Genomic DNA, 14,021 nt, shown 5'->3' on the forward strand with positions numbered 1-14,021 from the left:
TTTACCCTATTCCTTTATTTTTCTAGCGTATTAGGTTTTAAATCCAGGTCAATAAGTCTGGACGCTGTGCTTTAATAAAATGATGTTCATTTAAACTGAGTAGGTGCGGTTCATTACCCACCAGACGTAGTGTCGTGATACTGGTATTGGTAATCGCCCAGTTCAGAGCAAAGGTTTTCTCCGGACTAAGGCCCAAAATTTTGCCTACAGCCACAGAAATCACCCCACCTGAGGTATAAACTACTGCATAGCGTGGTCGGCTTTTGGACAACTGGTCACACAGATTTTCTAAGCCGCTTTCCACGCGTGCTTTGAAACTTGGCCAAGATTCATCATATTCATGGTGATAATCATCGCCAGTCCAGCGTGCAATTGCACCGCTAAAAATCTTGCTCAGATAATCCCGTGGATTTTCATGTTCTGATACATCCTGTTTCAGCAATTCAGGCTGATTAAAGCGCGGCTCATAACGGGCGAATACCTGCTGATGATTAAATTCATTCCAGGCACTATCGGTCAGAATCTCACTTTCCGGAAAACATTTGTTCAGTGATAATTGCGCTGTCTGTTGATGGCGTTGCATGGAACCAGCCACCACATAAGGCGCTTCTTTCAGGATTTCGTCAAAATAGCGACCCAAAAGCTTTGCCTGTAACTCGCCGTTGGGCGAAAGTTGATCGTAACTTTCTGCGCCAAAAGAGGCCTGGCCATGCCGGATCAAGTAAATGGTTGTCATTTTGGCATTATCTCTTTAAATTTAAGCACATACTTTTGTGCAATCTCATTGGCTTCCAGTTTTTGCTTGCCAATCAGTTTTAAGGCACGAATATGCAAGGCATGAATCACCACCCAAAAATCCTTGAACGCTGGATTATTAGTCTGTTTATGGTAATAACGATAATAGATCTGCTGGGCAATCACCGCGAGACGGAAAATTCCGAACACCTCATAAAACGCCCAGTTTTCCGGTTGCAGGCCGGTTTTTCCCAAGTAGTAATCCACCACTTCTTTACGGGTAAACATACCTTTTAGATTGGTCGGCTGGCGGCGTGTTGCCTTAAAGATGGCATTGTCAGTATCTTCCACCCAATAGGCTAAAGCAGAACCTAGGTCCATGAGCGGATCGCCGAGTGTCGCCATTTCCCAGTCCAGTACGCCAATCACTTCAGTCGGATTTTCCGGATTTAAGATGACATTATCAAAACGCCAGTCATTATGAATCACACAGGTTTTAGAATCTGAAGGAATATTATCTTTAAGCCAGTTGCGCACATATTTAAACGATGGAACATTTAAAGTTTTAGCCTTTTCATAACGTACATCCCAGCCTTCGACCTGGCGGCGACAATAGCCTTCACCCTTACCGAGATTTTCAAGTTCAGTTCCTTGATAAGGCACCTGATGCAATTCGATCAGTTTATCAATCACATTGATACATAAAGTCCGGATATCGGATTCAGTAAGCTGCAGCTCAGCTGGCATTTTGGCGCGAGGAATAATTCCTTCAAGCCGTTTCATCACATAGAAATCACAACCAATCACTGATTCATCCTGACAAAGCGCGACCATTTCAGGCACCACCGGATAATGCTCAGACAAGGCTTTTTGTACATGATATTCACGTGCCATATCATGGGCTGATTTGGCTTTGGTACCTTGCGGCGGACGACGTAAAATTAGATCGGCATTGGTATACTGTAAACGGTAGGTCCAGTTTGAAGCTCCGCCTGAATATTGGGTCACTTGCACAGGGCCTTCAACATTCACATTTTGCTGAATTAGCCAATTGGTGATGGCTTGTACATCCAGTTCTTCACCTTGACGAACTGCTCCACCTACATCAATAACCGCCATAATTTTTCCTTAAAATTTTTTAATACATTGCAATTTTCTAGTTAAAGCCAGCTTATTTTTTGCGACGAGTACTGTAGCCACGTTTTGCCAGTTCCAGTTTGGCAATCATGCCCTTATGCACTTCATCCGGGCCATCAGCCAAACGCAAGGCACGTGCCTGAGCAAAGAATCCAGTCAGTGGCGTATCACGAGAGACTCCGGCACCGCCGTGGATCTGAATCGCCATATCGACAACTTTTTCCAATACACTTGGCGCAACGACTTTAATTGCAGAAATTTCAGTCAGTGCCGCCATATTCCCTAAAGTATCCATTTTATAGGCGGCATACAAGGTCAAAAGGCGTGCCTGATCAATCGCAACCCGTGCTTCCGCGACACGCTCCAGGTTGCCACCGAGTTTTAAAATCTCTTTGCCAAATGCTGTCCGGCTCATACCACGGTCAATCATCAACTCTAAGGATTTTTCAGCCGCGCCAATACAGCGCATGCAATGATGAATACGACCTGGTCCTAAACGACCTTGAGCAATTTCAAAGCCCTGACCGGCACCGCCAATAAAATTCGAAACAGGGACACGGACATTTTCAAAGCTGACTTCGCCGTGGCCATGCGGAGCATCGTAGTCACCAAACACTGGCAGCATACGTTCAATTTTTACCCCTGCGGTATCTACCGGAACTAGAACCATCGAATGCTGATGATGACGGTCTTTTGTTTCATCTGGAGTATGTGCCATAAAAATAATGATTTTGGCGTTAGGATCGCCCAGACCTGATGACCACCATTTACGGCCATTCAAAACAATCTCATTACCTTCCACCATCGCCGTTGCCTGCATATTGGTGGCATCACTGGATGCAACTGCAGGTTCAGTCATACAAAAGACTGAACGGATTTTTCCTTCTAAAAGTGGCATCAGCCATTCTTGTTTTTGTTCTTCAGAACCATAACGCCACAATACCTCCATATTGCCGCTATCTGGCGCATTACAGTTAAATACGACTGGTGCAATCAGGCTACGACCTGAAAGTTCGGCAATATGTGCATATTCCTGAACTGATAAACCTTGGCCACGTTCAGGACAAGGGAGAAACATATTCCAGAGGCCAGCTGCCTTGGCTTTGGCTTTTAAGCTTTCCAGTTCTGCTGGCCATTGCCATTTGGTCCAGTCACCGCCTTGATTCAACTCATGAACCTGCTGCCAGAAATCAGCTTCAACTGGTTCAATTTCCTCAGCAATAAATTTTTTGGTTCTATTTAAATAATCTTGTGCACGTGCTGAAAGCTCAAACATCTCTTTATCCCTCTAAATATTCTAATTCATACGCTTTACAACACCTTAACCCAAAACCTATTATGAATAAAATGATTTTACTCCATACATTATTATGCATAGCATTCATTCTAAAACAGTCATGGACCTGCGAAATTTTCATCGTATCGACATTAACCTTTATCCGCTTTTTATGGCAATTTATGAGCAGAACAGTATTTCTAAAGCTGCACAGATTTTATCAGTTAGCCAGTCTGCTGCCAGTCATGCTTTACAACGTTTAAGACAGCATTTACAGGATGATTTATTTGTACGTACTGGCAGCAAAATGCAACCTACGCCGTTTGCGGAACAGATCTATCCTGAGCTGAAGAATGCACTTTTTGCGATTCAAAATATTTCAATACAGCATCAGCACTTCAGACCGGAAATGATTCAGAGTTTGAAAATTGCCGTACATGATGAAATTGAGCCAATGATCTTTCCCAGACTGGTTCAGCACTTTCAACAACTCAATCTGGAAATTCAACTTAGCAGCATGAAGCTGGACCGTAAAAATATAGCAGCAGACCTCGCCTCTCAACAGGTCGATTTTGTCATAGATCTGGAACAAAACATTGCTGAAAAAATCCAGTTTGAGCGTCTGGTTCAAGATGAATTTGTAGTGTGTACACAATTAACAGAAATGAATGAGCAGATTTATCTTGCCTCACCTCATATTGGCGTGTCATCACGCCGTACTGGCGTTTTAGTTGAGGATATTTATTTAAGCCGTAAACAATATTCACGACAGATTTTTTTACGCTGTCAGCATTACTCAACTGCTCTGCAAATTTTGGAACAACAAAAGACAGCTATGCTGACTATTCCTAAAAATGTATTGGTACATTTACAATTGGCTACCAGTCTAAATATTTTTGAAGTCCCTGTGGAACTGCCGAAAATTAATATGGGGATATATTGGCATAAGGATTTGCACGAGAATAAGAGACATCAATTTTTGAGAGCTGAAATTTATAAAATTTTTAATTAAGCTATTTATAAAGAAATTTAAATTGCTTAGGCTATTTTATATATAAGTTTAGATGGTTGCAGATTCATCTTTTCGCCAGAAAAATATACTTAGGCTATTTTAGCTGGTACAAAACTAAACACTGAGTGATTAGCTTTTAAGCCGTAGATCTACTGGCTTTGCTCTAAAATGGCTCGACTTTTAGCTGTGATTTTACAGCTGGTTTTGCTGATTTGGATCTTGCCTTTGTTAAATCTCTCCATCACCTGGCAAATTGTGCTGGGCCTCGTACTGCTGTGTTTTTCTTATTATCTGCTGCATAAAATTACAGTTTATTTAAAAGATGTTTTCCGCCCCTTTAAGAAAGGCAAAAAATACTGGTGCCGTGTAAAAGCCGTAAGTGATGGTGATACCCTCACCTGCTACCGTTTTAATATTCGTCGCTCTGAGACCAAATTGCGCTTTGCTTTTGTCGATGCCCCTGAATCATCACAAGCCTATGGCAAGGAATCGCAACGTTTGGTCAAAAGCATGGTGAATAATAAAATGGTTCGGGTCAAGATTACCGACATTGACCGTTATGGCCGCTGTGTGGGTGTCGTCTATCGCTATCGCAAAAATATCAATGAAGAGATTGTCAAACGTGGTGCAGCGTGGGTCTATGAAGAATATATCAAGGACAAAACCCATTTACGCTATATGATGGAACTGCAAAATAAAGCCAAGAAACAGAAAAAAGGCCTTTGGAAAAGTAGCCGTCCTGTACGTCCAAGTGTTTATCGTAAACAGGTAAAATCGTAAATTTGGTTTTATCAAAGATAAATGGCAAATAATAAAAAGTGATCAGGACATTCAGATCACTTTTTTCATTTTTTTAGTTTTACTAATTTAATAAGCCAAATGCACCAGAAAGCGGAATGCGCCAGCAATCAGGGCCAGCGTTAAAAATCCTGCCAGCCATAATCCTACAAACCATAATGCCTGTTTGCCTTTCATGACCACTCCTTAATGATAGCCATCATCGCCGACCCTGACCTTATGCCGGAATACCCAATAGGACATACCGGTATAAATCACAATAATTGGAATCAGGATCAAGGCGCCAATCAAGGCAAATAGCTGGCTATTTTCATGCGCTGCTGCCTGCCAGATAGTCACGCTTGGCGGAATAATATATGGCCATAGACTTATCAAGAATCCGGTATAGGCAAGGAAAACCAGAACAAGCATATAGGTAAATGGGCCTAATTCACTGCGTCTTTTACAGGCACGCAAAGCCAGCCAGGTAAATAGCAGAACCAGAACTGGAACTGGCATAAAATAGGTAAATTGTGGCTGACTAAACCAGCGTTCAGCAATCTGAGGATGAGTCAACGGCGTATAAATACTGACAGCACCCAATATGATCAGCAAGGCAATAATCAGCTTAGGCATCAGTTTAAACATTCGATCCTGCAAGTCATCTCCGGTTTTATAGATGAGCCAGCCACAGCCTAATGCCGCATAGAGCACCACCACACTGATTCCGGTGAAAATACTGAATGGAGTGAGCCAGTCCAGACCACCCCCAACATAGACACCATTTCGGGTTTCAATGCCCTGAATATAGGCGCCTAAAATCATGCCTTGCAGGAAACTGGTGATCGCAGAACCACCGATAAAGGCTTTATCCCACCAATGCTTACTGCGGTTTGCCTTGAAGCGGAACTCAAAAGCCACGCCGCGGAAAATCAAGGCAATCACCATCAGAATAATTGGCATATACAGTGCCGAGAGTACGGTCGAGTAAGCAAGTGGGAAAGCTGCAAATAACCCTGCACCACCCAGTACCATCCAGGTTTCATTGCCATCCCAGACCGGAGCCACGGTATTCATCATGACATCACGTTCATCCTGATGCGGAAAGAAAGGAAACAAGATGCCGATGCCCAGATCGAAACCATCGAGAATGGTATAAATCAATACACCCAAACCAATAATCACAATCCAGATTAATGATAAATCAATCATTTTTTGTCCTCCTGATCCGGTTGTTCAGGAACTTCTTCGATACGTTCGCGAATACTACTTAATGGTCGACGCGAGGCCTGAACCACATCGCTATCTGATTCATGATCTGGTCGGGTATGAATAAAATCCGGGCCTTTGTGCATCAGGCGCAACATGTAGTAAATCCCGATACCAAATACCACACAGTAGACAACTACAAAAATAATCAGGGTCAGCCCCACCTGTTCAGCGGAAACCGGAGACAATGCATCCTTGGTTCGCATGATGCCGTAGACTACCCAAGGCTGACGGCCGACTTCTGTGGTAAACCATCCCGCAAGCATGGCAATAAATCCGGAAGGTCCCATAATCAGGGCAAATCGGTGCAATGCACGGGACTCATAAAAGCGACCACGGGTACGTGCCCACGCTCCCCATAACGCCAGTAACAGCATCAATACGCCGAGTCCGACCATAATCCGGAAGCTCCAGAACACCACCAGCGAATTCGGCCGGTCTTCAGGCGCAAAGTCTTTAAGTCCTGTAACCTTTCCATCCATCGAGTGGGTTAGAATCAGGCTACCCAAGTTGGGAATTGCGACTGCATATTTGGTTTCTTCGGCCTCCATATCTGGAATACCAAAGAGATATAAGGGCATGCCTTCGTCATGATTGGTTTCCCAGTGCCCTTCCATGGCTGCAAGTTTGGCTGGCTGATGTTCAAGGGTATTAATACCGTGCATATCACCGACGATGACCTGTAAGGGCGCGAGTACCAGAAGCAGCCACATCGCCATGGAAAATGAAGTCTTGACCAGTGCATCACGACGGCCTTTGATGAGGTGCCATGCGGCTGTAGCAGCGACCAGTAAGGCGGAAACCAGAAAGGCAGCCATGGCCATATGGGCCAGACGATAAGGGAAAGATGGGTTAAACACGATAGCAAGCCAGTCTTGCGGAACAATCAGGCCATTTTCAATCGCAAAGCCTTGTGGGGTCTGCATCCAGCTATTGGACGATAGAATCCAGAACATGGAAATACAGGTGCCTATCGCAACCATCAAGGTCGAGAAAAAGTGCGCCTTTGGTCCCACTCGCCCCCAGCCAAATAACATGATGCCCAGAAAGCCCGCTTCCAGAAAGAAAGCGGTGAGTACTTCATAGGCCAATAAAGGTCCAGTCACGCTGCCTGCCACCCGGGAAAACTCACTCCAGTTGGTTCCAAACTGGTAGCTCATGACCACACCAGAGACGACACCCATCCCGAATGCCACAGCGAAAATTTTCACCCAGAATTTGAATAGATCCTGAAAAATCGGATTTTGGGTTTTGAGCCAGCGCCATTCCAGAATGGCCAGAAAGCTGGCCAAGCCAATAGAAATTGCCGGAAAAATGATATGAAAAGATACAGTAAAGGCGAACTGTATTCGTGCTAACTCTAATGCAGTTAAACCCAGAGTCATAAGCTTCACCTATGCATTGTTATTTGGCATCTTTGCCCTTCAATTTTTAAGTCATGAATTTTTCTAGTGACATGGCTAGCTTAGGCGTGGCTGTTATAAAAAGTATGTAGTCTTTTGTTGATTATTTTTTAATCAGGTTAAACTATGTAACTCTTGCTGATAAAGAAAATATTACTCTGAATAATTTTTAAAACTCTCCTCTTGAGCTTTAGATAAAACAGGCGTAAATTAGGCCTAAATTTAGTTACCCAGGTTAACTAACCATATGTTTTCCGAATCTCCCCGACTTCGTACGCTGTTATTACGCTGCGCACGACTGATGAGCGATGAGATCAATACGATCTTGTTGTCATCTCAATTAAATTATTCCTTATGGCAGGTGTTATACGTCATCCAGTCAAAGCAACAATGCACGCTGGCAGATATTTCCAGTTATCTCAATGTATCCAAGCCCGGTATTACTAAGCGGATTCAGCAACTGGTTGAACTCGATCTGATTGCCCAACTCGAAACTGAAGACAAACGTCAAAAGCTGTTCAAGTTGAGTGAGCAAGGAATTGAGACCTTTGCGATGTGTTCCAAACAGATCGATACATTTGAAGATCAGTTGCTTGAGCACGTTGAATCAGATGATCTTGAAGGCAGTAAAAATACCTTGATGCAACTCATTCAGCAGTTATATCCCTCATCTCAGGACAGACCTCAATGAGCCAAGAACAAGAAGCGCCTTTATGGACGCCCAATTTTATCCTGATCAGTCTGGTGAATTTCCAGCTGGTTCTGGTGTTCTACTTACTGGTGATTGTGATTGTCGGCTACTCAGTGGCTGAGCTAGGGGCTTCGACTGCACAAGCCGGTCTGGTATCAGGTCTGTTTATTGTCGGCACCCTATTCGGACGCTTATTGATCGGAAAATTACTGAATCGTCTGGGTTTGAAAAATACGCTTGTCATTGGCCTGACTGGCTTTCTGCTCTTTTCCGGACTGTATATGATTCCGGCCAAGCTGGAAGTTTTATTGGGTATCCGCCTAATACACGGTTTTATGATGGGTATGGCTTCTACTGTACTGGGTACAGTGATTGCACAGACCATTCCTGCCACACGGCGTGGTGAAGGAATTGGATATTTCAGCATGAGCAGCACCCTTGGCACAGCGATTGGTCCCTTTGCCGGAATCTGGCTGATGACAAATTTTAATTATCAGGTAATTTTCATCTTTACCAGTATCGTTGCGCTCAGCTGCCTGATTTGTGGCTTGTTCATCCAGCCACCACGCCTTAAGGCAGGTCATTCGTCAGCAGATTCTACTTCGCAAAGCACCAGTAAACTGGCCCAGTATATTGAACCGAATGCCCTACCGATTGCACTGATTGTACTGCTGGTGGCTACTTCTTATTCAGGTGTACTGTCCTTTATTCATTTTTATGCCAAAGACATTAATCTGGTCGAAGCAGCATCATTCTTTTTCTTAATGTATGCCTTTGCCATTTTGCTTTCGCGTCCTTTTACCGGCCCGCTCATGGATCGTAAAGGCGAAAATATCATTATCTATCCTGCCATTGTGATTATGGCACTGGGGATATTGCTACTCAGTCAGGCGCAAAACTCTGTGATGTTACTTGCCAGTGCTGCCTTGCTTGGTTTTGGTTTTGGTAATATCCAGTCGGTGTGTCAAACCATTGCGGTGAAAAGTACGACATTGCAGCGTATGGGACTCGCAACCTCAACCTTCTTTATTGCCCTGGATGCCGGTCTTGGTTTTGGCCCTTATTTCCTGGGTATGCTGCTGGATCAGATCGGTTATCGCCAGCTTTATCTGTTCTCGGCGCTGCTCACCCTGAGCTGCCTGGTCTGGTATTACCTTCTGCATGGCCGTAAAGCAGGAAAAGTACAGCCTTCTCATTAAAAGCTTTTAAAAGCGCCGGCTAAACCGGCGCCGGTATTCCAACGGCGTCAGACCGGTTTTTTTATGAAATAAACGGCGGAATGAACTTGGATCCTGATAGCCGACATTTTGCATGATCACATCCACAGCTTGATCGGTTTCTTCCAGTCGTTTACGGGCAGCTTCAATTCGGATCGCTTGTAGATATTGATTGGGCGGTATGTCTAAGGCTTGTTTAAAGCGTCGAATCAGGGTTCGGCCAGTCACATTAAACTGCTCTGCCAGCTGGTTCAAACTAAAATCTTCATGAAAATGCTGCTCTAGCCAGTTCTGGATTTTTTGTACCAGTTCATCATGGTGCGGCTGGCCAATATTCAGCAATGAATAAGACAACTGGCTATCACGGCGGTAATCAATTACGAAAGATTTAGCCGATTGCATGGCCACCTCAAAGCCATACAAGCGCTCAATCAGATGCAAACCCAAGTCAAACCAGGCCAGGCCTCCACCCGCGCAATAGATATTCTGATCCCGGCTAATCATCAGATCGGCATTCAGTTTCACCTTAGGATAGCGTGAACGAAACACTTCCTGAAAACCCCAATGCGTTGTTGCAACTCGGTCATCTAAAATGCCTGCTTCTGCCAGAAAAAAATTCCCCGTACAGTTTCCTGCAATTAAAGTCGCCTCTGCATGTGCAGATTTTAAAAAATGAATCAGTTCTGGATTCTGTTGCAATACATCCTGAATCGGTGCAGCGATGGTCGGTACCACCAGAATATCTGCAGTTTGAATCTCTTGATAAGAAAAATGTGCCTGCAACTGCAGCCCATTGATACACCGAATCGGATGTCCCTCCGGACTGGCGATACTCACCTTAAACAGGCGCTGTACGTCCTGCTGCTGGATCCGGTTCCAGCTTACGCCAGCCATGGTAAATAAATCGACCACACCCGTAATGGCCGAAGCCAGAGCCCCATGAAAGCCTAAAATCACCACCTGTTGCATACTTTACTAATTGTCACTTTTCACCCGATTCATGTCATTATTGACAATCCTCCTCAATAAAAGCAACTGCTAGTCTTAATGCTATCTTAAGAATTGCACATTCAGGATAGTACCGTGACCCAACTGATTAATAATAAAGATCTGCATTTCCAGCTTTATGACGTATTCAAACTTGAAGCGCTGACTAAACTGCAACGCTATCAGGATCATGACAAAAATACTTTCGACAGTATTCTGGAAACGGCAAAAGGTATCGCGACTGATTATTTTGCGCCGCATAATGCCAAAGCTGATCAACAAGAACCGAACTTTGATGGCAAACAGGTCAAAACCATTGATGAAGTGAAGACAGCCTGGCAACAGTTTGCCGATGCCGGCCTGCTTTGCGCCCAGCATGATTATGCAGATGGTGGCATGCAACTGCCCACTTTGGTGAATATGGCCTGCAATGCGTATTTCATGTCGGCCAATCCGTCCACCGTGGCTTATTCTTTTCTAACGGCCGCTGCGGCGAACCTGATACAGGCTTTTGCCTCCCCAAAACAAAAGCAAATATTCCTACCGCATATGTTGAGTGGCCGCTTTGCTGGCACCATGGCCATGACAGAGCCGAATGTAGGTTCCTCTTTGGGCGATCTGACCACTAAAGCCATTCCTCAGGCAGATGGAATTTATAAAATTAAAGGCCAGAAAATGTTTATTTCGGGTGGCGATCAGGACATTAGCGAAAATATTGTGCATCTGGTCTTGGCGCGGATTCAGGATGCGCCGCAAGGCGTGAAAGGAATTTCCCTGTTTATCGTACCAAAATTCAAAACCAACGAGGATGGTTCACTCGGTGAAGCTAATGATGTACAGCTGGCTGGCTTACTGCACAAAATGGGCTATCGAGGTACTACATCTACAGTTTTAAGCTTTGGAGAAAATGATAATTGCTTAGGCTATTTAATTGGTGAACCCGGTCATGGCTTAAAATATATGTTCAAGATGATGAATGAAGCACGTGTGGGTGTCGGTCTGGGCGCAGCCATGATTGGTTATCGTGGCTATCTGGAATCTCTGGATTATGCTAAAAACCGTCCGCAAGGCCGGCCAGTTCATGAAAAAACACCTGACTCGAAACCAGTAAATATCATTGAACATACCGATGTCAAACGCATGCTACTGGCGCAAAAGTCATATGTAGAAGGTTCGCTGGCACTTTGCTTATTTGCAGCCCGATTAATTGATGAACTTCAGGCAGCTCAAGATGAAGATAGTGCAATTCTGCTTGATCTCATCACCCCGGTGGTCAAATCTTTCCCTTCTGCCTATGGTCCGAAAGCCAATGATCTGGCTATTCAGGTCCTGGGCGGCGCGGGTTATACTCGTGAATATCCGGTGGAGCAATGTTATCGTGATAACCGGCTCAATCCGATTCATGAAGGAACTTACGGCATTCAATCTCTGGATCTGCTGGGACGTAAACTCTGGCAGCATAATGGCAAAGGGCTCAATCTGCTCATGCAGCGCATCCAGAAGACCTTGTCAGAGATTCATGAACCTAAGATAGTGGAACTCGCAAAGATCTATAAACAGCATCTTGCCACTGTGCAAAAGACTACACAGATTTTAGGCCAGGCCTTGCATCAAGGCAAAGTCAGCGAAGCTTTGGCCAATTCAGGCCTGTATCTGGATATGATGGGTAAGACCATCCTAGCCTGGCTATGGCTGGAAATGGCGAATCAGGCTCAACTCAAGTTTGGCACATCTTCGCAGGCAGAAGATCAGACTTTTCTGGCAGGGAAAATTCAGGCAGCTCAATATTTTATTCGCTGGGAACTCCCTGAAATTGAACATCAGGCCAAATTACTGATGCATCTGGATGATACTTGCCTGAATATGCAAGCCGACTGGTTCTAGACAGAATTTATCAAAAAATGCGCCTGTATTAGGTAATGCCAGTCACTTACAAAATTGACTGGCATTTTCTTTTTTAAATTCATGGCTGTATTTGATATGTAGAAAAGTCATCCGCAACTGTTTGAGGCCGGACTACATTAAAAAATGATTGTTTCTGCGATAAATTTGTTAGTTGATAGGGGCTGACGAGTTTTGCGGATGAAAAATGCCTTTGGTTACTTTGGGCGAAACCAAAGTAACAAATGAGCTGCAAAATTTTGATTTAAAACAATAAGGCTCCGCTAAAAATTAAGGAGTTTATTTCTAAACTCCTTAACTGATCAGCATTATCTGTATTAGGCGCATTTTATTTTTTGAATCATCAAGCTGCGGATTCTTGCACATCAAACTTTTTAAAAAGTTTGGCACGTTTGGAAGGCAAAATGTTAGCTTTCGTCAGATCGCCCTGATAATGCTGATATACCCGCTGATCCATGATTTTGTACCATAAAGGTGGAATCAAGGCTGGAATCAGCATGGTTGCATAACCGCTCGGTAATTCTGGCGCTTCATCAAAATGCCGCAATGCCTGAAATGGCCGGCTTGGAAAGGCATGATGGTCAGAATGGCGCTGTAACTGGTATAAAAACAGATTGGTCACGATATTGTTGTTATTCCAGCTATGTTCCGGCAAGGTTCGCTCATAACTGCCATCCGCTTTCTGTCCGCGTTTCAGTCCATAGTGCTCGATATAATTCACAATCTCAAACAGGCTGACGCCATAAAATGCCTGTGTCAGTGTATAAGGAATAATTTTCTTGCCATACGCCTTTAGCATCAAGGCATGATAGCCGGCACTCATGGCCCAACCATGAAACAGCTCATTTTCCTGATTAAAGAATTTCAGTCCCTTACGCTCGAGCCGTCTTTTTTCAATCTGGATTGCAGATTTTAATCCGCCTATTACGGTACGTGGCCAGAAACGGTAAAAAGATTCACCCATTTTTGAAGATGCCGGATCTTCTGGTGTCGCCACCCGTTTATGGTGTCCATAAGGATGTTCGATCCGGAAATGGTTATAGCCCAAAGGCATCAGGCTGGCATGAGACCAGTAATGGTCTCTTTTCTGAGGGCGATGGCTCAGCTCATGTGCAGTATTCACGCCGATTCCATTAATCGCCCCCATAGATACGCCAAGTAGCACCTGATCGATCAGAGAAACATTTGGGCGGGATACGATATAGCCTGCAAAAGCATTGGCAGCCATTTGCAATGGGATAAACATCTTCACGATCCGATCATAATAAGGATCTTTGACCAGAGCCTGAATCTGCTCATCATTTGGATTATTGGCATCATCACCAATTAAAGCATCTAATGTTGGGATAATCCCATGTAATAATAAAGGCCCACCCATCGCAAAGACTTTTTTAGTGGCTTTGGGACCAAAATGATAGCCAGCCAGAATTCCCATTCCGATCACAGGCAGACCTGGGCTGAGCAACCAGCCAAAACGTTTTTTATCCAGCTTGACACCTTTTAGTGCCGACGCTTCCTGCGTAAACTGCGCTTTCTGGATTTGTGCAGGGGCATTCATTGCGACCTTCCTTTTTTATGTTACTCTGCACTTATAGTTGAATATTTCAGCAGCAGC

At 44.3% G+C, this 14,021-nt stretch carries 13 protein-coding genes; 5 read left to right on the forward strand and 8 right to left on the reverse strand.

Annotation, left to right across the window (positions count from 1 at the left end):
• Positions 1 to 37: 37 nt before the first annotated feature.
• From I6L24_RS12030 to I6L24_RS12040, 3 genes are read right to left on the reverse strand one after another with little or no spacing between them, the layout of a single operon-like run.
• Positions 38 to 736, reverse strand: coding sequence for a histidine phosphatase family protein (locus I6L24_RS12030; RefSeq protein WP_216986074.1), 699 nt, complete (start codon positions 734 to 736; stop codon positions 38 to 40).
• Positions 733 to 1,854 carry a phosphotransferase family protein gene (locus tag I6L24_RS12035; RefSeq protein ID WP_216986075.1) on the reverse strand — a complete coding sequence of 374 codons (1,122 nt, stop codon included), beginning with the start codon at positions 1,852 to 1,854 and terminating at the stop codon, positions 733 to 735. Before I6L24_RS12035 ends, I6L24_RS12030 begins: the two co-directional genes overlap by 4 nt.
• Before the next feature lie 52 nt (positions 1,855 to 1,906).
• Complete coding sequence (locus I6L24_RS12040) at positions 1,907 to 3,148, reverse strand: acyl-CoA dehydrogenase family protein (RefSeq protein WP_216986076.1); 1,242 nt, start codon at positions 3,146 to 3,148, stop codon at positions 1,907 to 1,909.
• Positions 3,149 to 3,242: 94 nt separating this feature from the next.
• Here I6L24_RS12040 and I6L24_RS12045 point away from each other — a divergent pair, with 94 nt between their 5' ends.
• Positions 3,243 to 4,160: a LysR family transcriptional regulator gene (locus I6L24_RS12045; protein ID WP_216986077.1), complete on the forward strand. Its 918-nt coding sequence runs from the start codon at positions 3,243 to 3,245 to the stop codon at positions 4,158 to 4,160.
• Positions 4,161 to 4,328: 168 nt separating this feature from the next.
• Positions 4,329 to 4,940 carry a thermonuclease family protein gene (locus tag I6L24_RS12050; protein WP_180181314.1) on the forward strand — a complete coding sequence of 204 codons (612 nt, stop codon included), beginning with the start codon at positions 4,329 to 4,331 and terminating at the stop codon, positions 4,938 to 4,940.
• A gap of 87 nt (positions 4,941 to 5,027) precedes the next feature.
• Here the strand turns inward: I6L24_RS12050 and I6L24_RS12055 are convergent, their stop codons facing one another.
• From I6L24_RS12055 to I6L24_RS12065, 3 genes are read right to left on the reverse strand one after another with little or no spacing between them, the layout of a single operon-like run.
• Positions 5,028 to 5,135: a hypothetical protein gene (locus I6L24_RS12055; RefSeq protein ID WP_004647088.1), complete on the reverse strand. Its 108-nt coding sequence runs from the start codon at positions 5,133 to 5,135 to the stop codon at positions 5,028 to 5,030.
• Positions 5,136 to 5,144: 9 nt separating this feature from the next.
• The gene (gene cydB, locus I6L24_RS12060; RefSeq protein ID WP_004647089.1) at positions 5,145 to 6,149 is read right to left on the reverse strand and encodes a cytochrome d ubiquinol oxidase subunit II; all 1,005 of its coding nucleotides are present in this window, start codon (positions 6,147 to 6,149) and stop codon (positions 5,145 to 5,147) included.
• Complete coding sequence (locus I6L24_RS12065; RefSeq protein WP_004280451.1) at positions 6,146 to 7,591, reverse strand: cytochrome ubiquinol oxidase subunit I; 1,446 nt, start codon at positions 7,589 to 7,591, stop codon at positions 6,146 to 6,148. The genes cydB and I6L24_RS12065 overlap by 4 nt, the downstream gene beginning before the upstream one ends.
• A gap of 265 nt (positions 7,592 to 7,856) precedes the next feature.
• On the opposite strand from I6L24_RS12065, the gene I6L24_RS12070 reads away from it, so the two are divergent.
• Together I6L24_RS12070 and I6L24_RS12075 are read left to right on the forward strand one after the other, a co-directional pair.
• Positions 7,857 to 8,300: a MarR family winged helix-turn-helix transcriptional regulator gene (locus I6L24_RS12070; protein ID WP_216986078.1), complete on the forward strand. Its 444-nt coding sequence runs from the start codon at positions 7,857 to 7,859 to the stop codon at positions 8,298 to 8,300.
• Complete coding sequence (locus tag I6L24_RS12075) at positions 8,297 to 9,499, forward strand: MFS transporter (RefSeq protein WP_216986079.1); 1,203 nt, start codon at positions 8,297 to 8,299, stop codon at positions 9,497 to 9,499. The genes I6L24_RS12070 and I6L24_RS12075 overlap by 4 nt, the downstream gene beginning before the upstream one ends.
• Positions 9,500 to 9,505: 6 nt before the next feature.
• Here the strand turns inward: I6L24_RS12075 and I6L24_RS12080 are convergent, their stop codons facing one another.
• A complete protein-coding gene (locus I6L24_RS12080) occupies positions 9,506 to 10,486 on the reverse strand; it encodes a GlxA family transcriptional regulator (protein WP_216986080.1) in 981 nt (326 codons plus the stop codon).
• A gap of 114 nt (positions 10,487 to 10,600) precedes the next feature.
• Between I6L24_RS12080 and I6L24_RS12085 the strand changes: the two genes are divergently transcribed.
• Positions 10,601 to 12,388: an acyl-CoA dehydrogenase gene (locus tag I6L24_RS12085; protein WP_216986081.1), complete on the forward strand. Its 1,788-nt coding sequence runs from the start codon at positions 10,601 to 10,603 to the stop codon at positions 12,386 to 12,388.
• Between the two features lie 361 nt (positions 12,389 to 12,749).
• Here I6L24_RS12085 and I6L24_RS12090 read toward each other — a convergent pair whose 3' ends face one another.
• Positions 12,750 to 13,964 (reverse strand): alkane 1-monooxygenase, encoded by a 1,215-nt coding sequence (locus tag I6L24_RS12090; protein WP_216986082.1) that lies wholly within the window; start codon positions 13,962 to 13,964, stop codon positions 12,750 to 12,752.
• Positions 13,965 to 14,021: the final 57 nt, after the last annotated feature.

It is taken from the genome of Acinetobacter lwoffii (assembly GCF_019048525.1).
In the GTDB taxonomy this organism is placed as follows: domain Bacteria; phylum Pseudomonadota; class Gammaproteobacteria; order Pseudomonadales; family Moraxellaceae; genus Acinetobacter; species Acinetobacter lwoffii_K.

Excerpts from the sequence above, each read along its gene's own strand:
- I6L24_RS12030 (WP_216986074.1), bottom strand. The coding sequence starts at position 736 with ATGACAACCATTTACTTGATCCGGCATGGCCAGGCCTCTTTTGGCGCA.
- I6L24_RS12035 (WP_216986075.1), bottom strand. The coding sequence starts at position 1,854 with ATGGCGGTTATTGATGTAGGTGGAGCAGTTCGTCAAGGTGAAGAACTG.
- I6L24_RS12040 (WP_216986076.1), bottom strand. The coding sequence starts at position 3,148 with ATGTTTGAGCTTTCAGCACGTGCACAAGATTATTTAAATAGAACCAAA.
- I6L24_RS12045 (WP_216986077.1), top strand. The coding sequence starts at position 3,243 with ATGCATAGCATTCATTCTAAAACAGTCATGGACCTGCGAAATTTTCAT.
- I6L24_RS12050 (WP_180181314.1), top strand. The coding sequence starts at position 4,329 with ATGGCTCGACTTTTAGCTGTGATTTTACAGCTGGTTTTGCTGATTTGG.
- I6L24_RS12055 (WP_004647088.1), bottom strand. The coding sequence starts at position 5,135 with ATGAAAGGCAAACAGGCATTATGGTTTGTAGGATTATGGCTGGCAGGA.
- cydB (WP_004647089.1), bottom strand. The coding sequence starts at position 6,149 with ATGATTGATTTATCATTAATCTGGATTGTGATTATTGGTTTGGGTGTA.
- I6L24_RS12065 (WP_004280451.1), bottom strand. The coding sequence starts at position 7,591 with ATGACTCTGGGTTTAACTGCATTAGAGTTAGCACGAATACAGTTCGCC.
- I6L24_RS12070 (WP_216986078.1), top strand. The coding sequence starts at position 7,857 with ATGTTTTCCGAATCTCCCCGACTTCGTACGCTGTTATTACGCTGCGCA.
- I6L24_RS12075 (WP_216986079.1), top strand. The coding sequence starts at position 8,297 with ATGAGCCAAGAACAAGAAGCGCCTTTATGGACGCCCAATTTTATCCTG.
- I6L24_RS12080 (WP_216986080.1), bottom strand. The coding sequence starts at position 10,486 with ATGCAACAGGTGGTGATTTTAGGCTTTCATGGGGCTCTGGCTTCGGCC.
- I6L24_RS12090 (WP_216986082.1), bottom strand. The coding sequence starts at position 13,964 with ATGAATGCCCCTGCACAAATCCAGAAAGCGCAGTTTACGCAGGAAGCG.